Here is a 24,297-nt window from a genome sequence, read left to right on the forward strand (position 1 = left end):
AAATGTGCATAATTTATGGCTTACTGGCGTCGCTCATTTAAATAAGCAAAGTTATTGAAAAATTTGCGCAAATTGTGAGTTTGATAATCAGTACCATGTGAAGGAATAGGTGCACGCACGGAAGCAAAGTCAGCACAACCCGCCTCTTTTGCTAAGTCCGCATCCACTCCCAGTCCTCTGTCCGGAAGTCTTGAGCGCCATGGCGCCACATGCGTAGTAACTTGAGGAAAAATCGACATGAAAAGTCATCTTTTTGCCCGGCTAACGCCGTTGGCATTGGCCTTGCTCGCTGTCCAGGCTAATGCCGCAAGTAATGTAAGTGCCTACACCAACCTTATTCAGCCCCAGGCCCTGCAAATTGACAACAAAGCCACTGCTACTTCAAAAGTGGCGGCCGGTAATGTGCAACTGGCTTCTAACCGTTACATCGTCGAGTTAGAAGACGCGCCGTTGGCGATGTACAACGGCTCTATCGCCAGCCTTAGCACCGCCCCAAAAGATGCTGCTGGCCGTATAGAAACCGCCTCGGTGCAAGCCAAAGCCTACTTGGCGCGCCTGCAGAGCCAGCAGCAAGTGGTGGCATCGGCGTTAACCCGCAAGTTCTCTGGCTTAACCGTGCAAAAGCACTTTGGCGTGCTGTTTAATGGTTTCGTGGTGGCAGGCAACAACCTCGACATGGCTGCCATAAAAGCGGTGTCTGGGGTAAAGCGGGTTTATCGCGACCGCCTCATGAAAGCCACCGCCAGCAGTGAATTTGATAAACCCCTTGAGCTGATTAATGCCCCGGCCCAGTGGCAAGCGTTGGGGGGTTCCAGCAAGGCCGGGCAGGGGGTACGCGTTGCAGTCATCGACAGTGGTATTCGCCCTGAAAACCCCATGTTCGACGACACCGGCTTTACCGCCCCAAGCAACCTGCCAAGCGACGACTATTGCCACACTACCGACAGCAGTTTTTGTAATAACAAACTGATTGTGGCTCGTTATTACGACGCACCGAGTGATGCCTCAAGCTCAGAATATAGCTCGCCAAAAGGCTACAACAGCCATGGCTCCCACGTGGCCGGTATCGCCGTTGGCGACCCGGTTGCGGTAACTACCAGCGCCGGTGAAAGCATTAATATTTCTGGCGTAGCGCCGGGCGCGTATTTAATGGTGTACAAAGCGCTTTATCAGGCCGGTGACAGTGCTTATGGCAGTAGTGCCAGTTTGTTGTCTGCGCTCGAAGATGCCGTAAACGACGGCGCCGATGTAATTAATAACTCCTGGGGTGGCGGCGCGGGTATGGACCCGGCTTTATCGCCTTATCCGGATGTCTATGCGGCGGCAGAACAAGCGGGTGTTGTCATGGTTTCGGCGGCCGGTAACGACGGCGCTGCTGACAGCACCATCGGTTGCCCGGCATGTTCCGAAGCCGGTATTGCGGTTGCCAATACCCAAACCGGCCGTTACCTCAACACCAATACCTTAACCGTTGATGGCAGCGATTACGTGGCCTTTGGTGGCGGAACCAGCACCACTGATCTGTCGAGCTTTAGCAGCAGCGAACTAAGCGGCACCCTGGTCTCTGCCGCCACCGTTGATGCCAGCAATATTGACGCCTGTGCAGCTTTTCCGGCCGATGCCTTCGATGGCAATATGGCGCTGGTAACAGTTGGCAGCAGCTGTAGCTTTGCCACCAAGGTCACTAACCTTGAGGCCGCCGGCGCTGTGGGCATGATCATGTATCGCACCGACGATGAAGTCCCGTATAACCCGTTGGTTAGCGGCGCAACCATTCCGGTGGCGATGATCGATAGCAGCGACGGCAATACCTTAACCTCACTGCTGGCAAGCGGCGGTTTAGCGGTCAGCCTTGATGCAAATTATCAAACTGGCGTGTTATCGCAGTGGACCGACTCGGTAAACGGCAGTTCTTCCCGTGGCCCTAATGGCAACGGCGATGTGCTAAAGCCCGATTTAGCCGCCCCCGGCACCGACATTATTTCGGCAGGTTCTCCGGATACCACTGCCGAGTTCACGGTGATGACCGGCACCTCAATGGCAAGCCCCGCTGTGGCCGGTGCCGTGGCGGTACTCAAAGGTGCGCACAGTGGTTGGACACCTAAACAAATCAAAGCGGCTTTAACCACCACCGCTACTACGGCGATAACCGATTGGGACGGCAAAACCCAGGCCACGCCTTTTGCCATGGGCGCGGGGCGCATTGACCTGCAAACGGCTTCCAGTGCCGGCCTTGGTGTGGCACCGGTTTCCCTAGCCAGCAGCAACTGTGTAATAAGCTGCAGCTTTAACGTCAATGCCTCTAACCTTGGCAGCGCTGCCAGCAGTTGGACCGGCACCCTTAGCTTTGACGACAGCAGCGTAACTGGCACCTTAAACACCGGCAACAGCGATAACAGTGCCTTACTGGCGTTAAGCAGTGCCAGTGCCACCAAGTCTTTTAGCGTTACCGTTGATACCAGCCTTGCCAGTAAAGATAAGTGGTACTTTGGCACCTTGGTTTTTAAAGATAGCAGTGGCACCTACCCTGATGCGCACCTGCCGATCGCCGTATACGCCGGCAGTCAGTCGGAAGGCCGTATTCTGGCAGTATCCAGCACCGGTGCTGACGACGCGCTTGGCCTGGGCGACAGTGCTACCTTGCAGGTGCAATACAGCAACCGCGAACAGCTCAACACCACCAGCTTAACTATCAACATTCCACAAGGGTTAACCCTGGATGGCACGCCCCAGGCCAGCACCACCGGCACCACGGCGTCGTACAGCTATAACGACCTTAGCCATGTTATTGCCATAACCGGCATCTTGGACCACGCCAGTGCCAGCTTTAGCGATGCCACCGCCGCCCTTAGTCCCTTTGCCAGCCTGGGTAGTTACGGTGCCAGCGGTGTTAGCTGCGACAGCAGCACGGCAGACTGTGACGAAAACAATTTAAGCATCACCGTACCCAGTGATAGCAATATCGAATTTATGGGAAAAACCGTCACCAGCATGAGCGTAGACTTCAACGGCTTCTTGCGTATCAATGGTGCCAGCTTAGCGGCCGATATCTATGCCGCCAGCTTACCCAGCGACTATGTCAGTGGTGCCGTTATTGCTCCGTTTTGGACAGACCTGGCCATGACCAGCGACAGCCGGCTTTATGCAGGTACCCTGACCAAAGACGGCGATAACTATCTGGTGGTGGAATGGTCCAAATTTGCCCTGGCCAGTGACACCAGCAAAACCTATAGCTTCCAGGTGCTGTTTTTGGAAAACAGCGACAAGGTGTACATCCATTATCTGGATATGAGCAGCTTGCCAACGAACCTGACCGCCGGTGCCCAAGACGCCTCGGGTTATACCGGCGCCAGCCTGTATAACTACGGCTCTGGCTCCGCGCCAAGCAGTAACATTGGTTTTAGCCTGGGCTACCAAGCGCCGGATACCCTCAGCATGAATGCTGATTTAGCGCCAGCACCCCGTACGCTGGGTATAGAGCTCAATGCCAACGCCAGTGCCAGCCTGGCACTGACAAAAGGCTTGGTTACCGGCAAGCTGCCCATTACGGTTACCAGCAACAGTATTGGTGCCAGTGCCAAAGCGGCCAGCTTGTGGCAAGTGGCCGACACGGCTCTGGCTACCAGTAATTCAGTGACGATAAGCACCGCGCCCAGCCACGGTACGGTTGCTGTTGCCAGCGATGGCACCGCTACCTACACCCCAGAGACGGATTTTACCGGCAGCGACAGTTTCGGTTACACCTTAACCGACAGCGCCGGTGCTACTTCTTTGGAAGGTTTGGTAACCGTAACCGTTGATGCTGTCAGTGGTGGCGGTGATACCGACACCAGCGATAACGACGCATCTAACAATGATGACGCCAACACCGACCAGGGTGGTGGCGGCGGTGCCTTTGGCATCCTCACGCTGTTAATGTTGCCCCTGGCCTGGCAGCGTCGCCGCAGCTTGCGCGCACGCCAATAAGCGATAAAAAGCCCCGCAATGCGGGGCTTTTTATAAACAACGTCGTATGTACTTTTAAAGCCAACCATTTAAGGCTTTGCAGACAACAGTCTTGGGGCCTTAAGTCAGCCCGACAAGGATACGAAAGCGGTAAGTGAAGGTATTGATAAACAAAAGTGTCTGAGATGAGTAACCAATATACGGAGACCAGTCCATGATAAAGCGTCATGTTGTTTATAAAAAAGAATTAGCCCTAGATAATTTGAATAAATTTGAAGGGCGTTTGAATGGGGAGGGGCTTGTTTCTAATATTAGAGACAATAATGGCGGGGATATTATGGGGCTGTATGTTAGCGAATCCCTCAGCGCTTTTTGTTACTCAATTATGGCCGATGAGAATCCTAAAAGTACTCTCCGTTATTTAACTGTCGCTAAAGAGTTTGGCGTAGCTCACTTTGATATGTTGGTGCGGCAGGGTGAAAAATTCACCGCTACTATCAATAACGAGGTTTATGATTTTACTGGCCGCAGAAAAGGTGATTACACCGACACCAACGCCTGGTGCAGAGTGTATTTTTCCGCGATTTTATTACGTGACATGGATGCTATAGAGCGTCTGCAAAAGGTGATGCCAGAACATTTTGCTGTGTCCAACATTCGTAACGACCCTTTCGATTTGGCGTTGGTCGCTGTGTTAAAGGGGATGTTCCAGCAGGGCAAAGATATGGGAGCCTTGTTGGAAGTCGCATTAAAGGCAGAAGTACAGGGCGAGAAGAAGAGGGTGAAATATGTGAATCACATTTTACTGCCCCTGCTGCCGATCATCCGCTGTATTTCTTCCAGCAATGCCGAAACCGAGTTCAACGATTTATTGAAAGAGGCCGTGTTAAAGCACCAAAAGTACTGGAATGGTGACAAATACAACAAGACTGGTTGGGTATCACTCCCCCTGACTGCGTTGGCAGCTGTTGCCAAGGTGCGTAACGGTTACCAAATGAATTTTGAAACTGACTATATTCCCCAGTGGCTTGTTGACGGAAGAAAAGAATAATATCTATGGCAACAGGGCACTAAATATAAAAGGAAATTCACCTTCTGAATAATGGCAATCACCGTCTGCGGCGTATTAGCCGCTCCACCACCCAAGCCTTGCGGTGGCTGTAGTTTTGCCCGAAGTTTTTATCTATAGAGGGTTATTTAAGGCTAGTTTTCGCACGGCAAATTCGCCATGATTGGATGGGTGTCCTTTTTCTTTTACTTTTTCTTTTCTAATGGTGTGGAGGCCTTGATGAGTACATCTTATTTTTTGGTTTGCATGGATTGCAAAACTGGGGTTTTATTAGGTAAAACAGTTTCGTTGGGAAAGTATATTGGGTGCCTTGATAATATTTATGGCTTTAGTCATTTCAGCGCAAGAGTTAATGGTGAATGGGTTTTCGAAGAGGAAAATATTCTGAACATCCAACAGTTTTTTGTTATCCACCGGGGACACGAGCTTCGAGTCCTGCCTGATACGGTTGAAAAATATGTTGAAAATTCTAGTTTCCCACACTCTTGGCCAAGTGAAGATAACGATGTAGATGAAAGATTTGATCGAGTTAAATTTTTTGAAGTCAATGTCAGTAATATTGATCCTAAAAAAGAGACGGAAGATTTACCAATAGATTTAATCAATAAAATTAAGCGTTTTTGAGTGGTCAAGCATCAAAAGGAGATCACTGATGAAAATGAATTGGTTAAATGATTTAGAGAATGCTTTTGATAGGAGTGGTATAGCTTACGGTGATCTTTTTTACGTGCTTGAAGCGGCAATGACGGCAGATGTTATTAAGTTTCCAGATATTATAAAAGACGCATCTAACGGAATAGGTGTTTACGCGAGGGAAGGACTCTCTTATTCGTTGGGTCAAGATTGGGACGAACCTCAAAACTTTGATAAAGTTATTTGTTTTATTGGTGATATTGAAAGTAGCAGTTTATCAATTGACAGCTATATCGCATTAATGGAGACTGCAGTTAACGTTTATTTGTCTAACTTTCCTGACGGAAAAGATAGGGTCATGAATTCTCTTATAAGATTGAAAAATAGATATCTTGTATAAGAAAAATTCGAATAAAGGGGACGAATAAAGGGGACATCCATCTTCTGAATCCCTGAGAAGGGAACACTATATACAGCCAAAACTGACGCTGGAACTAGAGTAAGAAATAAAGGACATCCATCTTCTGAGTAATAAAGATCCAGTTTTCGTATTTACATCGACAGTGCTGTATTCGCCAGCCTTTTAGGGTGTTTGCTTTGTTCTGGTGCCGACTTTTTGCTAACGAAAAGCTGACTTGTTCCGAAAAAAAGCCCCGCAATGCGGGGCTTTTTTTGTGAGGGCAGCGGCTTACTGGGTACTTTGTGGGCCTGCTTTGGCGCCGGCAAAAAGGCCGGTTATATCTACAGCATCAAACTGGTATTGCTTGCCACAGTATTCGCAGTCCATGTCGACTTTGCCGTTGTGCTCGGCAACCAGCTTTTGTACTTCGTTTTCACCAAGGGAGATCAGGGCGTTTTCGCAGCGTTCCCGTGAGCAGGTGCATTTAAAGCTCACCTGCTGAGGCTCAAATAGCCGTACCTGTTCTTGGTGAAAGAGCCGGTGCAGCACTTCTTCTGCGCTTAGCGCATAAAGTTCTTCGGCCTTAATGGTGTCGGTGAGGGTGGTGAGGTGCTCAAAGTCGTCGGCGCTGTTGTCGGCGGCCGGTAGCACTTGCAGCATCATGCCCGCTGCCTGCTGGCCTTCGGCAAACAGCCACAACCGGGTTGGCAACTGCTCTGAGTTGGCAAAGTAGCCTTCCAGCACTTCGGCCAGGGTGTCGCCTTCCAGGCCCACAACCCCTTGATAGCGCTCGCCTTCATTGGGGGTAATGGTGATCACCAAATAGCCTTTACCAACCATGGCGCTAAGGGGGCCGTCGGGTACCTCGCCCTGGTAACGGGCAACACCGCGCAGCACTTGCTGGTGGGTGCCATTGATCACCGCCAGGTTTAAGGGGCCGTCGCCTTGCAGTTGCACGGCAATTTCACCTTCAAACTTTAAGGTGGCGGTGAGCAGGCTGGTGGCGGCCATTAACTGGCCTAACAGTTTTTGTACCTGTGGAGGGTAATTATGGTGGGCCACAATCTCGCTGAAACTGTTGTCGAGCTGGACCAATTCGCCCCTTACCTGGGCGTTTTCAAATAGAAAGCGATGCAGCTGGTCTTGGGCCATGGCCGGTTACTCCTGATGCTTGAAATCTCTTAGTTGCCGGCGCTGTTTTTTGTCCGGTTTACTGTCGGGGTGCGGATTGTACAGGGCATTGAGCTTTCGTGCCTCGGCATTTTTGGCTCTTTTTTGCGCGCTTTGTTCGGTTTCGGTGTAGAGGGTTTGTGCCACTGTTGCAGGCCCGCGCTGCTCACTCAGCACCTCAATAATGACTTCCTTTTCATCGTGGCCGACCAACAGCCGCACCTTGGCGCCCACTTCCACTATTTTTGCGGCTTTTACCCGGTTGCCGTTGTAATGCACCTTACCGCCTTCTACCTGGGCGCGGGCAAGGGATCGGGTCTTGTAAAAACGGGCAGCCCAGAGCCATTTGTCCAGGCGAACTTTTTGGTCACTTTGCTTGTCTTTCATAGGCACCTTTGGTTGCTGGTGCCATTATGGCCAAGATAGGGCATGAATGCAGCCAGGCATTTGCCACTGAAACGGTCCGTTCGCGCCCTTGCAACGGGCGATTCATCTTGTGATCGTACCCTTGGCAACGCACTGACTTTCGTTGCATTTGTGTTGCCCATGGTTTTTACTAGCAGGTTGCAGCCAGAGTCATATTAGAAACAGATTAATACATTAAGATGTGTTTCACTTTTTAAGGGGTTACGCAGCTTCCATCAGGGACGGAACATGACTTGGGGGGCTGTCTAGATAATGAATTCAGACTTACTTCTTGAACGCGCTGCTCAGCTTGCACAGCGTATTCCCGAATCTGCTATACGCCGGGTGTTGGTGGTGGTGCCAGCCATGGTGGCGTTGTGGCTTTTTGCCGGGCTTTGTTGGCAGTTTTTTCTGCCGTCGGCCCAGGTGCAACCTTGGCGGCCCGACCTTGGCCAAAAGTCCGGCTCGGCGCTGGATGTTAGCGGCCTGGATGATTACCCCATGTTTGGGGTGGCCGATGCCAAGCAAACGCAAACTAGCCAGGTGGTGGTAGATGCCCCGCAAACCACGTTAAAGCTGCGGTTAACCGGCCTGGTGGCTGAAAGCGAAACCGGCACCGGGGTGGCGATCATTGAAAGCCAGAATAACCAGATGGCCTATCAGGTAGGGGATGTTATTAAAGGCACCAGTGCCAAGGTTCAGCGCATTCTTTGGGACAGGGTGCTGCTTGATAACAGCGGCAAAACCGAAGCGCTGATGCTTGATGGCAAAAAATACAAGCCGTTAACACTGCCAGCCAAACCCGAAAAACCAGCGCCCCCCAAAGCCGAGCATGAGCCCCGCCACCAGACCTCAGTTACTGAAAGGTCACTGCGCGACACCTTAGACCGTGTGCGCGGTAACCCGCAGTCACTGGCCGATATGGTGCACTTCACGCCAAAGCGGGAGGGTGACCAAATTAGCGGCTACCAGGTTGAGCCGGGCCGTGACCCAAGACTGTTTCAGAGCCTGGGGCTTAAAAGCGGCGATTTGGTGAAATCCATCAACGGCTATGACCTCACCGACCCGGCGCAAGCCCTTGACATCATGGGCCAGCTTAGCGGGCTCGACAGCATTAACTTACAGATTGAGCGTAATGGCCAGCCCCAGAGCCTGACCATTAATGTTGAAAAATGACCGCCATGAACAATAAAGGAAACCCTATGGTCATGAAAAAAGGCGCCAAGCCAACCCTGGCAGCGGCCCTGTTGGCCATGCTGCTAACCGGCCCGGCCTTTTTGCCGGTGCAAGCGGCAGAGCAGGCCAATGCGCCTAAAACCTATTCGGCGCAATTTCGTGATACCGACATCAACGAATTTATTTCCACTGTTGCTGCGGTACTGAAAAAAACCATCGTGGTTGACCCGGCGGTACGCGGCAAAATTGATGTGCGTTCCTACGAGCAAATGACCGCCAAAGAGTACTACCAGTTCTTCCAGAACGTGCTGGATGTATACGGTTATGCGGTGATCACCATGCCCAATGGTGTGCTCAAGGTGGTAAAAGCCAAAGACGCGAAAACCGGCGCCATTCCGGTGGTTGACGCCAAGTTAAAGCACGAAGGCGGTGATGAAATGATCACCCGCGTCTTCCAGGTGCATAACGTGGCGGTGCGTGAACTGTCGCCACTGCTGCGCCAGTTGGTTGATAACGCCGGTGCGGGCAACGTGGTGCACTATGACGATTCCAACGTCCTGATTGTGACAGGCCGTAGCGGGGTGGTTGACCGTATCGGGCAAATTATCAAGCGGGTGGATAAGGCCGGTGACCAGGAAGTGACCGTGGTGAAGCTTAAATACGCTTCTGCCAGCCAAGTGGTAAGCATGGTTAACGACCTGATTAAGGGCAGCTCCAGCAACAACAACAATTCGTCGCCGCTGTCGGTAAAAGTGGTGGCAGATGACCGCACCAACTCGGTGCTGGTGTCTGGGGAAACCAAGGCCCGTGACCGCATCATTAAAACCATTCGTGACCTTGATACCAAAGAGGAAAGCACCGGTAACACCCGGGTGGTTTACCTTAAATATGCTAACGCCAAAGACCTGGTTGAAACCCTGACCGGGGTGTCCAAGGCGGTGCAGGCCGACAGCAAAAAAGGCGAAAAGGCCGGTGGTAGCGTCGCTTCTAACCAAGACGTGTCTATTAAGGCCGACGAAGGCACCAACGCTTTGGTGCTGACCGGCCAGCCCGACATGCTCAATAACCTTACCAACGTCATTAATAAGCTCGATATTCGCCGCGCCCAGGTGCACGTAGAGGCGATGATCGTCGAGCTGTACGACGGCAACGGCACCGACCTTGGCGTGCAGTGGTATTCCAGCAAATACGGCGCCCAGCAGTTCTCTAACGGCTCTACTCCGAGTTTGACAACGTTAGGAGCGGCCTATGAATCGGCCACTCAAAGTAGCGGCACCACCACAACTACCACTAATACCGATGGGTCCATTACCCAGACATCGACCAGTGACAGCAGTGATTATTCTGACCTGGCTTCGGCGCTTGGTGGTGTCAACGGCGCCTTGTGGGGTGTCTTTAAAGGCAACTGGGGCGCCTTGGTTAACGCGGTAAGCAGCGATACCAAAGCCAACATTCTGTCGACACCTTCGGTGACCACCCTCGACAACAAAGAAGCCTCTTTTGTATCGGGTGAAGACGTGCCCATTATTACCGGCTCGACTACCAGCTCCAGCTCTAGCACCTCCAACCCCTTCCAAACGGTGCAGCGTGAACAGCTGGGGGTAAAACTCGACGTAACGCCGCAAATCAACAAGGGTGACGCGGTTCAGCTCACCATCAAGCAGGAAGTGTCTAACGTATCCGGTAATACCTCGGTTGACATCACCCTGCAAAAACGCCAAGTCAATACCACCGTTATGGTGCACAGTGGCGACACCATTGTGTTGGGCGGTTTGATTGACGAAGAAACCCAAGAGTCAGTGGAAAAAGTGCCGCTGCTGGGCGACATTCCCTGGATTGGCAACCTGTTTAAGTCTACGTCCAGCACCAAGAAAAAGCGCAAGCTGATGGTCTTTATTCACCCCACCATAGTGCGTGACGATAAAACCATGCGCGATATCAGCCGTGAGAAATACAACCTGGTGCGCGACGAGCAAGTGAAACGCCAGGAAGAAGGCATTAGCCTGATGCCCTTTATGGACGCTCCCGAGATCCCGCCGTGGGACGACAGCCTGGCGCAGCCGCCAAGCCTGACCGAATATATCCGCGACCGGGATGGCAAGGAAGGCCAGCCTAAGGACAAGGACCAAGATGACTGACCAAAGCTTGGCTGAAGGCCTGGAGCAAAGTGTTGCCGCCACCGAGGAACTCAGCCCTGAGCAGGAGCTAGCCGCGGGCCGGCTGCCCTTTGCCTTTGCCAAGCGCCATGGGGTGCTGTTTACCGAGGGCAAACTGTACTTTCGTGAAGGTGCCCAGCCGCAAGCGCTGCTGGAAGCCTGGCGTTTTTTGGGCGAAGACATTGCACCAACGCCCATTAACAACCACGACTTCGAAGAGCAGTTAGTGGCTGCTTACCAGCGTGATTCCAGCGCTGCCCGCCAGTTAATGGAAGACATTGGCGCCGATCTGGACCTTAACGCCCTGGCCGAAGAGCTGCCAGAAACGGAAGACCTGTTAGACTCCGACGATGACGCGCCGGTTATTCGTTTAATCAACGCCCTATTGTCTGAAGCCATCAAGGAAGGGGCCTCAGATATTCATATCGAAACCTTCGAGCAAGCGCTGGTGGTGCGGTTTCGGGTGGATGGGGTACTCAAAGAAGTGCTCAAGCCCAGCCGTAAGCTGGCCAACCTGCTGGTGTCCCGTATCAAGGTGATGTCGCGGATGGATATCGCCGAAAAACGGGTGCCGCAAGATGGCCGTATTGGCCTGCGCATTGCTGGCCGGGCGGTAGATGTGCGGGTATCCACCATGCCGTCTAACCACGGCGAACGGGTGGTGCTGCGGCTGTTGGATAAAAACGCCGTGCGCCTAGACCTTGAAGACCTAGGCATGGTGCGCTCGGTGCGCGACCAGTTCGAAGGCCTTATTCGCAAGCCCCACGGCATTATTCTGGTTACCGGCCCCACCGGTTCCGGTAAATCCACCACGCTTTACGCCGGTCTTTCCGAGATTAACTCCAAAGACCGCAACATTCTTACCGTTGAAGACCCTATCGAATTTGACCTCGAAGGCATTGGCCAAACCCAGGTTAACCCGAAAGTGAACATGACCTTTGCCCGCGGCCTGCGCGCCATTTTGCGCCAAGACCCGGACGTGGTGATGGTGGGGGAAATTCGTGACCTGGAAACCGCGCAAATTGCGGTGCAAGCGTCGCTCACCGGCCACTTGGTGTTGTCGACCTTGCACACCAATACCGCCGCCGGTGCCATTACCCGCCTTGAAGACATGGGCGTAGAGCCGTTTTTGATTTCCAGCTCCCTGCTGGGGGTGTTGGCCCAGCGCCTGGTGCGCCGGCTTTGCCCCCATTGCCGCGAGGAATACAAAGCCAGTAAAGCGGAAGTGGAGCTGATGGCGCTGGGCGACGAGAAAAAGCCCAGCCTCTATCGCCCCAAAGGCTGCGAGCATTGCAACCACACCGGTTATCGCGGCCGTACTGGCATTCACGAGTTCATCATCATTGATGAAAAACTGCGGGAATTTATTCACGGCGGTAAGGGCGAACAGGCCATTGTGAAGCAGGTACGTAAAGCGGTAGCCAGTATTCGAGACGACGGCTTTGCCAAGGTGCGCGCAGGTATCACCTCCCTTGAGGAAGTGCTGCGGGTAACCCGGGAGGATTAATGGCCGCCTTTGAATACGTTGCACTGGATGCCAAGGGCAAACAGAAAAAAGGCATTATTGAAGCCGATACCGCCCGCGCCGCGCGTTTTTCATTGCGCGACCAGGGCTTAATGCCGGTTTCACTGGCCGAAAGCGTCCAGCAAGAAAAAGCCCGTGGTCAGGCCCGCGGCCTGGGTTTTGGCCGCAAGGTGTCGGTGTCAGACCTGGCCCTTATCAGCCGGCAGTTATCTACCTTGGTGCAATCGGGCTTGCCGCTGGAAGAGTGTTTAAAAGCGGTGTCTGACCAAACCGAAAAGCCGCGCCTTAAACGTATTTTAATGGCGGTACGCTCCAAGGTCGTGGAAGGCTACAGCCTGGCCGATTCCATGGCCGAATTTCCCAATGTATTTGACGACTTGTATTGCTCCATGGTGTCGGCCGGTGAAAAGTCTGGCCATTTGGATACCGTGCAAAACCGCTTGGCCGATTACACCGAACAGCGCCAAAGCGTGAAGCAGCAAATTCAGCAAGCGATGATTTACCCCATCATTCTGACCTTGGTGGCCATTGGCGTGGTGTCGATGCTGCTTACCACTGTGGTACCAACGGTGGTGGGCCAGTTCCAACACATGAACGCCACGTTGCCTGCCAGTACCCGTTTTTTAATCGCCGCCTCCGACTTTTTGCGCCAGTGGGGCCTTTTGATTTTGGCGGCGGTTGCGGTGGCGGGTTTTGCTTTTTCCAAAGCCATGAAAAAGCCCAACTTTCGCAAAAAAGTACATGGCTTTTGGCTTACCATGCCGGTGCTTGGCAAGGTGGTGCGCGGGGTCAATACCGCCCGTTTTGCCCGAACCCTGGCGATTTGTAGTGCCTCGTCAGTGCCGCTACTTGAAGGCATGCGCATCAGCGGTGAAGTGCTCACCAACGACGTAATGCGCGAAGCCATTGAAGAGGCCACCACCAAGGTCCGTGAAGGCACCAGCCTGCGCCAGGCCTTAACCCAAACCAAGCTGTTTCCGCCGATGATGCTGCACATGGTGGCATCGGGGGAAAAATCCGGTGAGCTGACGCAAATGCTGGAAAGGGCCGCTGATAACCAGGACCGGGAGTTTTCCAACCTAGTGGCGGTGACTCTGGGAATTTTGACACCGGCCATGGTGGTATTGATGGCCGGTATTGTGTTTTTTATCGTGATGTCTATCCTGCAACCGATTTTAGAAATGAATAATTTGGTGGCTTAAGCCGCCTGATGGAGTGGTAGTGATGAATAAAAAGGAACGGGGTTTTACCCTTATTGAAATCATGGTGGTGGTGGTGATCCTGGGGATGCTGATCGCCATCGTTGCGCCGAACGTGTTGGGTAACAAAGACAAAGCCATGGTGCAAAAAGCCGTAGCCGACATTAACGGCCTGGAATCGGCGCTGGAAATGTATTACCTCGATAACAGCACCCTGCCTACCACCGACCAGGGCCTGCAAGCACTGGTAAGCGCGCCAAGCCCGGCGCCGCGTAACTATCGCCAGGGCGGTTATATCAAGCGCCTGCCTAACGACCCCTGGGGCCGCCCTTATATTTACATTAATCCCGGTGAGCATGGCCGTTACGACCTTTACAGCCTCGGTGCCGATGGTCAGGAAGGCGGTGATGGCCTCAATGCCGACATCGGCAACTGGAACCTCAAGGATTTCCAAAAGTAACGATGCGAGCCCAGCGTGCCCATGGTTTTACGCTTATCGAGATCCTGGTTGTCCTGTTTCTGGTGGGGCTAATGGTGACCATGGTGGCCCTGTCTTTTGGTGGCCCCAGTGACGGTAAGCGTCTGCAAACCGCCGCCGACAAATGGCAGGCACGCTTTGCACTTTTACATGATGAAGCCATCATGCGCTCCGAGTCTTTGGGCATTAAGTTTAATAAAAACGGCGGCGTTGAGGTGATGCGCTTTGACCCCGACGCCCCGGCTCCCGGCAGTGATGATGCCGATAAAGCCGCTAACGGCAATGCTGGCGAAGACAACGCTAAAACGCCGGCAAGCGGTGATGATATCAGTAGCCTTTTTGCCGGCGGCGCGCGCCGTAACCGCAAAGACAAGAGCGATAACAACAGCTTTGATGATGACCAACCCAAAGGTGCTTGGGTGGCCCTTAGCGACGACAATGTGCTGAAAAACTGGCAAAGCGGTGAAGGCATTCATGGCAGCTTAAAACTGCAAGGTCTGGCCCTGGGTGAAAGCTTAATTCCAGAAAACGCCTTTTCTAATAACGACAAAGACGGTTTGGGCTTTGACGATGACAGCACCGACAGCGGTAAAAAGCGGCTGACACCGCACCTGTTCTTTTTACCCTCTGGCGAGTTTTTGCCGTTTGAATTGTGCCTTTATAAGGTGAAAAGCTCGGCGCTGGATGGCATTACCGACGCCGCCAGAGCCAGCCAGGAAAAGGCGTTGCTTAGCAGCGGCTCACCGCAGCAAGTGCTAACGGTCTGTATTGAAGGCCATGCCAACGGCAGCTTAAGCCGACCACAGCAAAGTGACATGAGCTGGAGCGACGGCGAGGTGAAGTGGTGAAGCGCCAGGGCGGCTTTACCCTGATTGAGGTGCTGGTAGCCATGGCCATTTTTGCCATTGCCGCCATAGCCGTTATTAACGCAACCACCAGCAATATTCGCAGCCTTAGCATTTTAAAAGATAAAACCTTTGCCGACTGGGTGGCCAGTAACAAGCTCAACGACACTGAATACTTAAGCTTTAAAGACGGCCAAAAGGGCACCGAGAAGGAAGCCGGTATTGAATGGTACTGGCGGCTAAAAAAACTGAAAACCGAAGACAGCGACTTTTACGCTTGGGAAGTCACGGTGTCGCGCAGTAGCGATCTGACGCACCCCGAAGCGGTGATGCGCCGTTATGTGGCGGTGCAGGAGTCGGGAAAATGAGGCGCCAGCGCGGTTTTACCCTCATTGAAATGTTGGTGGCCATTGCCATTTTCGCGCTTATCGCCGTGGCGGCCTATCAGGTGCTCAACCAAGTGATGAGCGCTGATAACAGCTCCGATAAGGCCTCCAAACGCTTGGCCGAGGTGCAGCAAGCGATGCTGACCATCGAGCGCGACATGGAGCAGCTCACCACCCGCCAGGTTAGGTTCCCTAACGGCGATCAGCAAACCCATGTTTTAAGCGGCAGCGCCTATGCGCTGGAAAGTGAAGACGACGGCGTGCTCTTTACCCGCCGCGGCTGGCAAAACCCCCAGGCGATGCTACCCCGGGGCGAGGTGCAGTTAGCCGGGTATTTGTTACAAGATGGCAAGCTGATAAAAAAATACTTCTTCTACCCGGACCCGGAAATCGGCATGGAGCCGCAGCAGCAGGTGCTGCTAACCGATGTAGAAAGCTTCAAGGTACGTTATTACGACGGTGATGCCTGGCAGGAAAGCTGGGACGCCTCTGACTTGCCACAAGCCATTGCCCTGAAAATCACCCTGAAAGATTACGGGGAAATCGAGCGCCGTTTTGCCATCCCAACCAAGAAAAAGGATGACAGCAAATGAGGCGCCAGCAACAAGGTATCGCCCTGATTGTGGTGCTGCTGATTTTGTCGGTTATTGTGGTGCTGGCAGCCAACATGGCCTCAAGGCTGGGGCTGAACATTCGCCGTACCGGTAACCAGCTGGGCCAGCATCAGGCGTACTTTTACGCGCTGTCGGGTGAAGCCTATGCCGAACTTGCCCTGCACCGCTTGTTAGATAAAAACGACGGTATTTTAGACCCCAGCCAGGGCTGGGATAAAAAGCAGAGTTTCCCTATCGACGGTGGCGGGGTAACCGGCGAAATTAAAGACGCCAGAACCTGTTTTAACCTCAATAGCCTCACTGGCAACGCGGCAGAGGCCAATCGCAAGGCCTTTCAAGCCTTGTTGGAAGATTTGGGGGTAGAAACCTTTCAGGCCGAAACCGTTGCCTATTCGCTGGAAGACTGGCTAGACCAAGACTCCGACGTCACCGGCAGTTTTGGCGCCGAAGACTCGGAGTACGAAGGCAAGGCGCACCCTTACCTGGCGGCTAACGCACCGATGGTCGACAAATCGGAACTGAGGGTGGTAAACGGGGTGAGTGCTGAGATTTATCAAAAGGTCAGCCCCTATATCTGCGCCCTGGATGATGACAAGCTGAAGGTCAACATCAATACCATTGCCGAAAAAGACGCCGTGGTACTGGCGGCGATTTTTACGCCGATGACCTTAAAAGATGCGCAGCAGGTTATCAGCGGTCGCCCCAAAAATGGCTACGACAGTGTGGAAGCCGCCTGGGCGGACCCAACCTTGTCGGGGCTACAGAATTTAACGGATTCAGCAAAAGAGGCCTTGGTGGTTAAGTCTGACCGCTTCTTTGTTGAGTTAGAAGGACGCTATCAAAACAGACCCATGTATATGACGAGCCTTTTGAAAAAGGATGACAGCAACAAGCTGACGGTGCTGTGGCGCCGCTTGGGAGGTCACCTGTGAACACGGTGGTTATTCGCCTGCCGGTGCAAGATGACCAACCCATCAGTTGGTTGCATTGGTCTGCTACCGAACAGGTGGTGCTGGCCAGCGGTACCTTGCCGGGTGCTGAAACCTTAACGCAACTTAACAGCCTGGAAGGCCGGGTGCTGGTGCTGGTGCCCGGTAGCAGCTGCTTTAATGGCGAAGTAAAACAAGCCAATAAAAGCCGGCAGTTTATGAAGGCCGTGCCTTTTATGCTGGAAGAAGAGCTGGCCGATGACGTAGATAGCCTGCACTTTTTACTGAAACCGCAAAACGGCGTGGTGTCGGTTCTGGCGGTGCGCCACCAGCTGTTGCAGCAATGGCTGGGCTGGCTGGATGAAGCCGGTATTGAACCCTGGAAGCTGGTGCCCGATTATCTGGCACTGCCCTGGCAAGCGCCGAGCTGGACCGCACTGGCGCTGGACGGCGACTTGTTGCTGCGCACCGGCCCTTATTCGGGGCTGAGCGTTGACGCCAAGCTGGCCGAATGGGTGGTTGCACCGATGGTGGCCGACGAAGTGCAACCGGTGGAAGCCTACGGTGAGGTGGCTTTGCCACTGACCTGCACCCTTACCCAAATGCAGGCCGATTTGCCGCTGTCAGTAGCCGCTAAAGCGGCTGATAACCTGCCGCTGGATCTACTGACCGGCCCCTATCAGCGCAAGTCCAAGTCAAAAACCCTCACTCGCCAGTGGTGGCCGGTGGCGGCCAGTATCGGCGCCTTGTTGGTGGTGGCTTTGGTTGCCAAAGCGGTGGCCATTTATCGCCTCGATGCCCAAGCCGACACAGTGGAGAAGCAAATTAGCCAAGATTACGGGCGGCTGTTCCCGGGCGAACGTTTGGTGAGCGCTGGTGCGGTCAGGGCGCAATTGCGCGGTAAATTAAAAAACCTTGGCACTGCGTCCAACAATGCCAGCTTGCTGGCCATGCTCAATGACCTGTCGGTAACCTTTGCCAAAATCGGCAACATTAAACCCGACAACCTGCGCTTTGATGGCAGCCGTGGCGAGCTTCGGCTGCTGACCACGGTGCCGGATTTTTCGACTTTTGAGCGCCTCAAGCAGGCCCTAAGTGACCGCTACCAGGTAGACACCGGCGGCCAAAGTTCGGTTGACGGTGGTGTATCTGGCACCTTGATCCTAAGGAGCAAGGGATGATCAAAGACTATTGGCACAATTTGGCCCCCCGCGACCGGCAGATTTTGACCTGGGCCGCGCCGTTTTTTGCCTTGGGGCTTCTCTACTTTGCGGTGTGGCAACCGCTATCGAATGCTGAAGCAAACGCGCAGCAAACCCTTAATTTTCGCCAGGCGGACCTGCAGTATCTGCACGAGCAGGGTATTAAGGTGCTGATCGCCAAAGGCAGCAAGCTGTCAGCCGGTTCTGGCAGCCTGACCGACCGCGTTACCCGCAGTGCTAACCAATACGGTATTCGTATCGACCGCTTGCAACCAACGGCCGGTAGCATCAACGTCTGGATTGACGAAGTGCCTTATCAGAAATTGCTGCAATGGCTGACCGAGTTGCAGCTCAAGCAGGGGCTAAGTGTGTCCCAGGCAGATATTGCCACCGCCGGCAAGCCCGGCATCGTTAAGGTGCGGCGACTGGAACTGGCAGCAGGCTAATGATGAAAGCAGTGAAATGGACATTAGCGGCGGTGGTGTTTTTTGTTATCGCCCTTATTTGGCAGCTACCAGCGGCGGTGGTGCTAGGGCAAATCACGCTGCCACCGCAAGTTGATTTTAAAGGCGTGTCGGGCAGTATTTGGCACGGCGAGCTTAGCAGCGTAACGGTGCAGGGGGTGCGTTTTGACAGCCTTTCATGGCAGTTACATCCGCTGTCGCTTTTAAGCGGGCACATCGCACTGTCGGTGCATAGCCGCCCCGGCGTTACCCGGCTTAGCGGCGAGCTTGCCGCCAGTTTTTCTGGCAAGGTGTCGGTTGATAACTTGCTGGTGCGCACCCCGGTTGCGCCGCTTGTTGCCGGGGTACGGTTGCCGGTGCCAAGTCAGGTTGGCGGCGATTTAGCCATTGCCATTACCCACTTCACACAAGGCGTGCCTTGGTGCGAAAGCCTGGCCGGTAAGGCGCAGTGGCTTAATGCCTCGGTGAGCAACCATTTTGGTAACTTTAACCTTGGCCGTATTGATGCCGACCTGGGTTGTGACAAGGGCGTTATCACCTCTGCCGTACATGACCAGCCGCCACAGCTTGGCCTGCAATTAGAAGCACGACTTGAAGCGCGGCGCTATCAGGTGCGTGGCTTTGCCAAACCTGCCGCAGATTTACCCAAGAACCTGAAATCCATTTTCGATTTCTTTGGGCGCCCCCACGGCGACGGCCGCTACCCGCTGCAATTTCAGGGGCCTTTGCCTCGCTAGAAAAAAGCCCTCAGCTGAGGGCTTTTTTGTGTCAGCGCGGCGCGGCTATGGCGTCTAGCAAGCTGCGGTAATCACTAATGGCATTAAAACCGTCGAACGCTTTGTGAGGCTTTTGCGAGTCGGGGTTGGCAACCCCCAGCAAGTAACCAATGCCAAAGCGGCGCGCCGCTTCCAATATTGGCTGTGAGTCGTCCACAAACAGGGTGCGGGCCGGGTCAAAGCCCAAATCTTGCTGCACCGCGTGCCACAGTGATTGCGCTTCTTTTGAGGCACGATACGGGTGGGTTGAAACCAACTGGTCGAGGTATTTATCCAGCTCGGTTAGCTCCACTTTCAGTGACAGGCTTTTGGGGTGGGCGTTGGTGAGCAAAATCACCCGCCGGCCACTGGCGCGCAGCGCCTTCAGAAAGGGCAGGGTGTCGTCGCGTAAACTAATTAAGTGCTTAACTTCGCGGCTGGCGGTGTCGATATCGAGGTTAAGGCGCTCGGTCCAGTAGTCGTAGCAGTACCATTTAAGGGTGCCAAATACCGCTTGGTATTCGGCATCAATGCGCTTTTGTGCGTCTGCCAGACTAATGTTGTCTTTTTCGGCCAAAAGCTGCGGCACCCTTTCTAACCAAAAGTGGCTGTCAAAGTGGAGATCCAGCAAAGTGCCGTCCATATCCAATAAAACGGTATCAATTGCTGCCCAATTTAGCCTTTGGTCATCAAGCATCTGGCATCTGTCTCTGTGATTGGGTGTAATGGGAAGGTTATTCTATGACAGCGGTAGCTCTATGACGAAATCAGCCCAGCTTCCTGAAGTACTTGACGCCGAAATAGTGGCTAAGAGTCGTTTGTTCAAGGTAGAACAGTTGCACCTGCGTTTTTCTAACGGCGTGGAACGCTATTACGAGAGAATGGCAGGTAAGGGCAGAGGTTCGGTGATGATAGTGCCATTACTTGACGACAACACCCTGCTGCTGGGCCGCGAATATGCCGCCGGCATGCACGCCTATGAACTGGGCTTTCCCAAAGGGCTGATTGACCCAGGTGAAGATGCTTTGGCAGCGGCAAACCGCGAGCTACAAGAAGAGATTGGTTATGGCGCCAGGGAATGGACGGTACTAAGAGAAGTGTCGATGGCACCGGGGTATTTTGGCTCGAAGATGACCTTGCTTATCGCCCGCGACCTGTACCCTTCGCGCCTGGAAGGGGACGAACCCGAACCCATTGAAGTGGTGCCCTGGCCGCTGGCCAAGCTCAATGAGCTACGCTATCAGCAAGACTTTTCCGAGGCGCGCAGTCTAACAGCGCTCCTGCTGGCTCGGGACTGGTTTGAGGAACAGGCCCTGATATGAATCCAAATGCCCTACTTGATGATGTAATTGCCTTGGCGCGCCAAGCGGGCGACGCCATCTTGCCGTGGTTTCGCTCAGAAGAGCTGGTAACCGAACAAAAGGCCGACGACAGCCCGGTAACCAATGCCGATATTGCTGCCAATAAAGTGATCTTAAAGGGCCTAAAAGCCCTGACCCCAGACATTCCCATTTTGTCTGAAGAGTCTGGCCATAAGCCCTTTGCCGAAAGGCGACTTTGGCAGGTTTACTGGCTGGTTGACCCGTTGGACGGCACCCGCGAGTTTGTTGGTGGTTCCCCGGATTTTGCGGTGAACATCGCGCTGGTGGTAGACAACGAACCGGTGCTGGGGGTTATTCACGCGCCGGTCAGCAAAGACTGTTACTGGGCGATTAAAGGCCAGGGCGTTTTTAAAAATGGCCAGCCGATTCATACCCGTAAACCACCCACGCCGCCGCTATTGGCGGTGTCTCGCCACCAATCACTGGACTGGCTTAAATCGCACTTGCAACCCGGCTTTGACTTTACCGCCCGGCCCTTTGGTTCTGCCAGCTTGAAATCCTGCATGGTGGCCGAAGGCGCAGCCGATGCTTATGTGCGTATCGGCCCTACCGGCGAGTGGGACACCGCCGCCAGCTGGGCCATTGTTTGTGAGGCGGGTGGCTGCATTGTGGATTTGCACGGCAAGCCGCTGACGTTTAACCGCACCGAAAGCCTGGAAAACCCCAACTACGGCGTGCTGGGGCAACTCAAACCCGGCGAACTGTTCCCTTAGGGTGGTCTACCATGCGCCTTGTTATGTTATTGGTGGCAATACTGCTGGTGTTAGGTGTGGCGCGGATGCTGTTTATTGATAGCGCCGCGCCAAACAACACTGCGCCGCCCCAAGAAACGGTGAAAAAGGTAAAGCGCCAGCTTGATGACGCCATGGTGCAGAGCCTGTGTTTAAACGCCATCGAGCAGCGTTACCGCCACCAAAGCGTGCGCATCCGCCGCTTAAAAGACAACCGCTACCAAATTGAAGACCACGGCAACCGCGAGCTGATCTATTGCCAGCTTGATGCCCAGGGGCTAGCCACACTGAGCGAACGGCCCTGAATCCCACCTCGGCAAGACCTTTTGAACGGTCCCTACGCAGCAGATGCAAGTAGCCTGCGTAACGCGCTATACATCATCTCTCTTTCAATATTGTATCTGTGCTTATTGCGGCCCCTTTGTTTGCACCTTTAGAGCATTTTGGGTTGCTCTGGTATTAAAAAAGATTTTAATGTAAACATATTGAAAAATTTGCGTTTTAAGTGTGTTGATATAGGCTTTTGTGGCTGCCTGTGGACGGCATTGGTGAGTATAGGTGCCCTTGTTTGGGGCCATCCAAATTAGGCCTATTGGCAGAGCTTAGTTGGCGATGCTTACTCAGTTGCTGCTGGTTCTTTCCATCCAGTTCAACCGGTTTTAAGCCCGTTTTGGCTCTTATTGCCCAAGCTGCTTTGTGCCATTGGCGGCCACCAGATCATGGACTGGTAGAAGCCATCTGTTGAGGCTTGGTGTTGAAAGCCCAGCCGCTCATACAGCCTTACCGCCGCATTGAGCGGCGCGACCTGCAACTGTATCGATTTACCCAGCGTCATGGCTTCAGTTTGGAGCTTGCGTAGCAGAGCACTGCCGATGCCCAGGCGCTGATGAGTAGGCAGCAGGGCAATGTCTACCACCTGAAAGCCGTGGCTGTTTTCACGGGTAAGCCAGCGCCCGATCGGAGCCCCGTTACTTTCGAGCAAGCGATAACGCTGGCAGTCATGGTTGAGGAAATACTGCTGGTATTGGGCCTCGAACTGGCTTTGCAGAAAAAGGGCTTTTTGTTGGTCGTCGAAAGGAAAGCTGGCGAGTTCAGCCTGCCGGCCGACAGCATAAAGTTTGGCCATAAAAGGCCGGTCGTTTGGGGTGATGGCGCGCAATGTGATGCCGGTGGGCAAGGGCATAGGCCAGTCTTCCTTGGTTGGCAACGGACGAATTCAAATAAAAGAGCAAGGAGCAGTTATGGAACCTTATCTGGGTGAAATCAAACTTTTCGGCGGCAATTTTGCGCCCGAAGGTTGGGCGTTTTGTAACGGCCAATTACTTGCCATTAGCCAATATGAGGAGCTTTACAGCTTACTGGGCAACCGCTTTGGTGGCGACGGACGCACGAGCTTTGGGCTACCAAACCTTTGTGGCCGTTTGCCGCTGCACCAAGGCACCAGTACAGCTTCAGGCAGCAGTTATGTTTTGGGGCAGCAGGGTGGCCAGGAAAGTGTCACTTTGCTGCAGTCTCAGCTTCCCGCGCACAGCCACCAGGCTTTGGCTGCATCGGCCAGTAACAGCGGTACTCCACAGAGCCATGTCTGGGCGGGTGGTACCGAAGTTGCGCTTTATGCCTCTTCGGCACCGAATAGCAGCATGGGAGCACAGGCAATATCTGTTGCGGGAGGCAACTTACCTCATGAGAACGGTATGCCGGCCCTGGCGGTGACTTTCATCATCAGTCTGGTGGGTATCTACCCCTCTGAAAGCTAAAGGAATAGTCATGTCTGAACCTTTTATCGGTGAGATCCGCGCTTTTGCCTTCGATAAGGTCCCCACAGGGTGGGCGCTGTGTAATGGCCAACTGCTAAACATCGCCAGCAATCAGGCATTGTTCGCCATCCTCGGTACGACCTATGGCGGCAACGGCACCAGCACCTTTGGCTTACCCAATCTGCAAGGACGAGCCCCTGTCCATGCCAGCGCTGACCGCACTCTGGGACAAAGTGCCGGCGAGGAAACCCATACCCTGACGGTGGCTGAAATGCCCGTACACAATCACCTTGCTATGGCCCAGAGCGCAGCGGCAACAGAGTCTTCGCCGGTGGGGCATTACTGGTCTGTGGGTGATTACGCCGACGGCTACGCCAGCACTGCCGACGCCACAATGTCAGAGGCCGCGATTGGCAGCAGTGGCGGCAGCCAAGCACATAACAACATGCAGCCTTTTCTGGTGGTGAGCTTTTGTATCGCCACCCAAGGGCTTTTCCCCAGCCGAAGTTAAGGAACGGATTAATGGACGCATATACCGGTGAGATCCGCCTTTTTGGCGGCAATTTTGCCCCAAGGAGCTGGGCTTTTTGTGACGGCCAGTTAATGCCTATAAGCCAGAACACGGCGCTATTTTCATTGCTGGGCACCACCTACGGTGGCGATGGCATCAGTACTTTTGCCCTGCCAGACCTGCGTGGGCGTGCGCCTATGCACTGGGGGACGGGGCCGGGTCTTAGCCCGTTTGTACTTGGGGAAACGAGCGGTGTAGATACCGTAACGCTGCTGACCTCACAGATGCCAGCCCACACTCATCAGGCCCAGGCGGCTACCAGCAGCGATGAACAAGAGCCGCAAAACGCGGTATGGGCACAGGGCCAATCTGGCCGTTTACCGTACGAGCAATACAGCGACAGTGTTAATACAACCATGTCGCCCCTTGCCTTGACTGCCACTGGCGGCAGCCAGGCCCATAACAACTTACAGCCATATCAGGTGGTGAATTTCATTATCTGTCTATATGGCGTTTATCCGCCCCACTCCTAACGGTTGGGGCTTTGGAAACACGGGCTTGATGC

The 24,297-nt window shown here is 53.7% G+C and carries 27 protein-coding genes; 22 read left to right on the plus strand and 5 right to left on the minus strand.

All coding sequences use genetic code 11. From position 1 onward, the window contains the following. Positions 1-20: 20 nt before the first annotated feature. The gene (locus DW350_RS19410) at positions 21-239 is read right to left on the minus strand and encodes a hypothetical protein (RefSeq protein WP_152032918.1); all 219 of its coding nucleotides are present in this window, start codon (positions 237-239) and stop codon (positions 21-23) included. Here DW350_RS19410 and DW350_RS01025 point away from each other — a divergent pair. The 4 genes from DW350_RS01025 to DW350_RS01040 all read left to right on the plus strand — a co-directional run bounded on the left by DW350_RS01025 (position 238) and on the right by DW350_RS01040 (position 6,047). Then, positions 238-3,966, plus strand: a complete 3,729-nt coding sequence (locus tag DW350_RS01025) for a S8 family serine peptidase (protein WP_115717079.1) — start codon at positions 238-240, stop codon at positions 3,964-3,966. The genes DW350_RS19410 and DW350_RS01025 overlap by 2 nt on opposite strands. A gap of 193 nt (positions 3,967-4,159) precedes the next feature. Next, positions 4,160-4,996 carry an immunity 49 family protein gene (locus DW350_RS01030; protein WP_115717080.1) on the plus strand — a complete coding sequence of 279 codons (837 nt, stop codon included), beginning with the start codon at positions 4,160-4,162 and terminating at the stop codon, positions 4,994-4,996. 237 nt (positions 4,997-5,233) lie between these two features. Further along, on the plus strand, positions 5,234-5,638 hold the full coding sequence (locus DW350_RS01035; RefSeq protein WP_152032919.1) for a hypothetical protein: 405 nt from the start codon (positions 5,234-5,236) through the stop codon (positions 5,636-5,638). Between the two features lie 28 nt (positions 5,639-5,666). Further along, complete coding sequence (locus DW350_RS01040) at positions 5,667-6,047, plus strand: hypothetical protein (protein ID WP_115717082.1); 381 nt, start codon at positions 5,667-5,669, stop codon at positions 6,045-6,047. A 288-nt stretch (positions 6,048-6,335) separates the two neighbouring features. On the opposite strand, the gene hslO is transcribed toward DW350_RS01040, so the two are convergent. Continuing rightward, positions 6,336-7,199 carry an Hsp33 family molecular chaperone HslO gene (gene hslO / locus DW350_RS01045; RefSeq protein WP_115717083.1) on the minus strand — a complete coding sequence of 288 codons (864 nt, stop codon included), beginning with the start codon at positions 7,197-7,199 and terminating at the stop codon, positions 6,336-6,338. A 6-nt stretch (positions 7,200-7,205) separates the two neighbouring features. After that, positions 7,206-7,604: a ribosome-associated heat shock protein Hsp15 gene (gene hslR / locus DW350_RS01050; protein ID WP_115717084.1), complete on the minus strand. Its 399-nt coding sequence runs from the start codon at positions 7,602-7,604 to the stop codon at positions 7,206-7,208. Between the two features lie 291 nt (positions 7,605-7,895). On the opposite strand from hslR, the gene gspC reads away from it, so the two are divergent. The 12 genes from gspC to DW350_RS01110 are packed head-to-tail and all read left to right on the plus strand — an operon-like array spanning position 7,896 to position 19,333. Further along, on the plus strand, positions 7,896-8,798 hold the full coding sequence (gene gspC / locus DW350_RS01055; protein WP_115717085.1) for a type II secretion system protein GspC: 903 nt from the start codon (positions 7,896-7,898) through the stop codon (positions 8,796-8,798). 26 nt (positions 8,799-8,824) lie between these two features. Further along, the gene (gene gspD / locus DW350_RS01060; protein ID WP_226911366.1) at positions 8,825-10,936 is read left to right on the plus strand and encodes a type II secretion system secretin GspD; all 2,112 of its coding nucleotides are present in this window, start codon (positions 8,825-8,827) and stop codon (positions 10,934-10,936) included. Then, on the plus strand, positions 10,929-12,461 hold the full coding sequence (gene gspE, locus DW350_RS01065; RefSeq protein ID WP_115717086.1) for a type II secretion system ATPase GspE: 1,533 nt from the start codon (positions 10,929-10,931) through the stop codon (positions 12,459-12,461). The genes gspD and gspE overlap by 8 nt, the downstream gene beginning before the upstream one ends. Continuing rightward, positions 12,461-13,681 (plus strand): type II secretion system inner membrane protein GspF, encoded by a 1,221-nt coding sequence (gene gspF / locus DW350_RS01070; protein ID WP_115717087.1) that lies wholly within the window; start codon positions 12,461-12,463, stop codon positions 13,679-13,681. Before gspE ends, gspF begins: the two co-directional genes overlap by 1 nt. 22 nt (positions 13,682-13,703) lie before the next feature. Then, on the plus strand, positions 13,704-14,138 hold the full coding sequence (gene gspG / locus DW350_RS01075; RefSeq protein WP_115717088.1) for a type II secretion system major pseudopilin GspG: 435 nt from the start codon (positions 13,704-13,706) through the stop codon (positions 14,136-14,138). A 2-nt stretch (positions 14,139-14,140) separates the two neighbouring features. After that, positions 14,141-15,004, plus strand: coding sequence for a pilus assembly FimT family protein (locus DW350_RS01080; protein WP_115717089.1), 864 nt, complete (start codon positions 14,141-14,143; stop codon positions 15,002-15,004). Then, positions 15,001-15,369 carry a type II secretion system minor pseudopilin GspI gene (gene gspI / locus DW350_RS01085; RefSeq protein ID WP_152032920.1) on the plus strand — a complete coding sequence of 123 codons (369 nt, stop codon included), beginning with the start codon at positions 15,001-15,003 and terminating at the stop codon, positions 15,367-15,369. The genes DW350_RS01080 and gspI overlap by 4 nt, the downstream gene beginning before the upstream one ends. After that, positions 15,366-15,980 (plus strand): type II secretion system minor pseudopilin GspJ, encoded by a 615-nt coding sequence (gene gspJ / locus DW350_RS01090; protein WP_115717091.1) that lies wholly within the window; start codon positions 15,366-15,368, stop codon positions 15,978-15,980. The genes gspI and gspJ overlap by 4 nt, the downstream gene beginning before the upstream one ends. Beyond that, positions 15,977-16,933 carry a type II secretion system minor pseudopilin GspK gene (gspK, locus tag DW350_RS01095; RefSeq protein ID WP_115717092.1) on the plus strand — a complete coding sequence of 319 codons (957 nt, stop codon included), beginning with the start codon at positions 15,977-15,979 and terminating at the stop codon, positions 16,931-16,933. The genes gspJ and gspK overlap by 4 nt, the downstream gene beginning before the upstream one ends. Continuing rightward, a complete protein-coding gene (gene gspL, locus DW350_RS01100; RefSeq protein ID WP_192954770.1) occupies positions 16,930-18,111 on the plus strand; it encodes a type II secretion system protein GspL in 1,182 nt (393 codons plus the stop codon). The genes gspK and gspL overlap by 4 nt, the downstream gene beginning before the upstream one ends. After that, positions 18,108-18,578, plus strand: coding sequence for a type II secretion system protein M (locus tag DW350_RS01105; protein WP_115717094.1), 471 nt, complete (start codon positions 18,108-18,110; stop codon positions 18,576-18,578). Before gspL ends, DW350_RS01105 begins: the two co-directional genes overlap by 4 nt. Beyond that, positions 18,578-19,333, plus strand: coding sequence for a type II secretion system protein N (locus DW350_RS01110; RefSeq protein WP_115717095.1), 756 nt, complete (start codon positions 18,578-18,580; stop codon positions 19,331-19,333). Before DW350_RS01105 ends, DW350_RS01110 begins: the two co-directional genes overlap by 1 nt. 31 nt (positions 19,334-19,364) lie before the next feature. Here the strand turns inward: DW350_RS01110 and yrfG are convergent, their stop codons facing one another. Continuing rightward, complete coding sequence (gene yrfG / locus DW350_RS01115; RefSeq protein WP_115717096.1) at positions 19,365-20,048, minus strand: GMP/IMP nucleotidase; 684 nt, start codon at positions 20,046-20,048, stop codon at positions 19,365-19,367. Between the two features lie 61 nt (positions 20,049-20,109). Between yrfG and nudE the strand changes: the two genes are divergently transcribed. The 3 genes from nudE to DW350_RS01130 are packed head-to-tail and all read left to right on the plus strand — an operon-like array spanning position 20,110 to position 21,769. After that, positions 20,110-20,673: an ADP compounds hydrolase NudE gene (nudE, locus tag DW350_RS01120; RefSeq protein WP_115717097.1), complete on the plus strand. Its 564-nt coding sequence runs from the start codon at positions 20,110-20,112 to the stop codon at positions 20,671-20,673. After that, entirely contained in the window at positions 20,670-21,446 is a 777-nt protein-coding gene (gene cysQ / locus DW350_RS01125) for a 3'(2'),5'-bisphosphate nucleotidase CysQ (RefSeq protein WP_115717098.1), read from the plus strand. The genes nudE and cysQ overlap by 4 nt, the downstream gene beginning before the upstream one ends. Before the next feature lie 11 nt (positions 21,447-21,457). Then, positions 21,458-21,769: a hypothetical protein gene (locus DW350_RS01130; protein ID WP_115717099.1), complete on the plus strand. Its 312-nt coding sequence runs from the start codon at positions 21,458-21,460 to the stop codon at positions 21,767-21,769. Between the two features lie 344 nt (positions 21,770-22,113). On the opposite strand, the gene DW350_RS01135 is transcribed toward DW350_RS01130, so the two are convergent. Further along, a complete protein-coding gene (locus DW350_RS01135) occupies positions 22,114-22,647 on the minus strand; it encodes a GNAT family N-acetyltransferase (RefSeq protein WP_115717100.1) in 534 nt (177 codons plus the stop codon). A 58-nt stretch (positions 22,648-22,705) separates the two neighbouring features. On the opposite strand from DW350_RS01135, the gene DW350_RS01140 reads away from it, so the two are divergent. The 3 genes from DW350_RS01140 to DW350_RS01150 are packed head-to-tail and all read left to right on the plus strand — an operon-like array spanning position 22,706 to position 24,265. Beyond that, positions 22,706-23,221, plus strand: a complete 516-nt coding sequence (locus tag DW350_RS01140; RefSeq protein ID WP_115717101.1) for a phage tail protein — start codon at positions 22,706-22,708, stop codon at positions 23,219-23,221. Positions 23,222-23,231: 10 nt separating this feature from the next. Next, positions 23,232-23,732 carry a phage tail protein gene (locus DW350_RS01145; RefSeq protein ID WP_115717102.1) on the plus strand — a complete coding sequence of 167 codons (501 nt, stop codon included), beginning with the start codon at positions 23,232-23,234 and terminating at the stop codon, positions 23,730-23,732. An 11-nt stretch (positions 23,733-23,743) separates the two neighbouring features. Then, a complete protein-coding gene (locus DW350_RS01150; protein ID WP_115717103.1) occupies positions 23,744-24,265 on the plus strand; it encodes a phage tail protein in 522 nt (173 codons plus the stop codon). Positions 24,266-24,297 lie beyond the last annotated feature (32 nt).

The organism is Gallaecimonas mangrovi (assembly GCF_003367375.1).
Taxonomy (GTDB): Bacteria; Pseudomonadota; Gammaproteobacteria; order Enterobacterales; family Gallaecimonadaceae; genus Gallaecimonas; species Gallaecimonas mangrovi.

Excerpts from the sequence above, each read along its gene's own strand:
- DW350_RS01135 (WP_115717100.1), bottom strand. The coding sequence starts at position 22,647 with ATGCCCTTGCCCACCGGCATCACATTGCGCGCCATCACCCCAAACGAC.
- DW350_RS19410 (WP_152032918.1), bottom strand. The coding sequence starts at position 239 with ATGTCGATTTTTCCTCAAGTTACTACGCATGTGGCGCCATGGCGCTCA.
- DW350_RS01140 (WP_115717101.1), top strand. The coding sequence starts at position 22,706 with ATGGAACCTTATCTGGGTGAAATCAAACTTTTCGGCGGCAATTTTGCG.
- hslR (WP_115717084.1), bottom strand. The coding sequence starts at position 7,604 with ATGAAAGACAAGCAAAGTGACCAAAAAGTTCGCCTGGACAAATGGCTC.
- gspK (WP_115717092.1), top strand. The coding sequence starts at position 15,977 with ATGAGGCGCCAGCAACAAGGTATCGCCCTGATTGTGGTGCTGCTGATT.
- DW350_RS01030 (WP_115717080.1), top strand. The coding sequence starts at position 4,160 with ATGATAAAGCGTCATGTTGTTTATAAAAAAGAATTAGCCCTAGATAAT.
- DW350_RS01105 (WP_115717094.1), top strand. The coding sequence starts at position 18,108 with ATGATCAAAGACTATTGGCACAATTTGGCCCCCCGCGACCGGCAGATT.
- gspG (WP_115717088.1), top strand. The coding sequence starts at position 13,704 with ATGAATAAAAAGGAACGGGGTTTTACCCTTATTGAAATCATGGTGGTG.
- DW350_RS01080 (WP_115717089.1), top strand. The coding sequence starts at position 14,141 with ATGCGAGCCCAGCGTGCCCATGGTTTTACGCTTATCGAGATCCTGGTT.
- gspF (WP_115717087.1), top strand. The coding sequence starts at position 12,461 with ATGGCCGCCTTTGAATACGTTGCACTGGATGCCAAGGGCAAACAGAAA.
- gspJ (WP_115717091.1), top strand. The coding sequence starts at position 15,366 with ATGAGGCGCCAGCGCGGTTTTACCCTCATTGAAATGTTGGTGGCCATT.
- gspD (WP_226911366.1), top strand. The coding sequence starts at position 8,825 with ATGGTCATGAAAAAAGGCGCCAAGCCAACCCTGGCAGCGGCCCTGTTG.
- hslO (WP_115717083.1), bottom strand. The coding sequence starts at position 7,199 with ATGGCCCAAGACCAGCTGCATCGCTTTCTATTTGAAAACGCCCAGGTA.
- gspC (WP_115717085.1), top strand. The coding sequence starts at position 7,896 with ATGAATTCAGACTTACTTCTTGAACGCGCTGCTCAGCTTGCACAGCGT.
- DW350_RS01150 (WP_115717103.1), top strand. The coding sequence starts at position 23,744 with ATGGACGCATATACCGGTGAGATCCGCCTTTTTGGCGGCAATTTTGCC.
- DW350_RS01035 (WP_152032919.1), top strand. The coding sequence starts at position 5,234 with ATGAGTACATCTTATTTTTTGGTTTGCATGGATTGCAAAACTGGGGTT.
- DW350_RS01110 (WP_115717095.1), top strand. The coding sequence starts at position 18,578 with ATGATGAAAGCAGTGAAATGGACATTAGCGGCGGTGGTGTTTTTTGTT.
- DW350_RS01145 (WP_115717102.1), top strand. The coding sequence starts at position 23,232 with ATGTCTGAACCTTTTATCGGTGAGATCCGCGCTTTTGCCTTCGATAAG.
- DW350_RS01130 (WP_115717099.1), top strand. The coding sequence starts at position 21,458 with ATGCGCCTTGTTATGTTATTGGTGGCAATACTGCTGGTGTTAGGTGTG.
- gspE (WP_115717086.1), top strand. The coding sequence starts at position 10,929 with ATGACTGACCAAAGCTTGGCTGAAGGCCTGGAGCAAAGTGTTGCCGCC.
- cysQ (WP_115717098.1), top strand. The coding sequence starts at position 20,670 with ATGAATCCAAATGCCCTACTTGATGATGTAATTGCCTTGGCGCGCCAA.
- DW350_RS01025 (WP_115717079.1), top strand. The coding sequence starts at position 238 with ATGAAAAGTCATCTTTTTGCCCGGCTAACGCCGTTGGCATTGGCCTTG.
- DW350_RS01040 (WP_115717082.1), top strand. The coding sequence starts at position 5,667 with ATGAAAATGAATTGGTTAAATGATTTAGAGAATGCTTTTGATAGGAGT.
- nudE (WP_115717097.1), top strand. The coding sequence starts at position 20,110 with ATGACGAAATCAGCCCAGCTTCCTGAAGTACTTGACGCCGAAATAGTG.
- yrfG (WP_115717096.1), bottom strand. The coding sequence starts at position 20,048 with ATGCTTGATGACCAAAGGCTAAATTGGGCAGCAATTGATACCGTTTTA.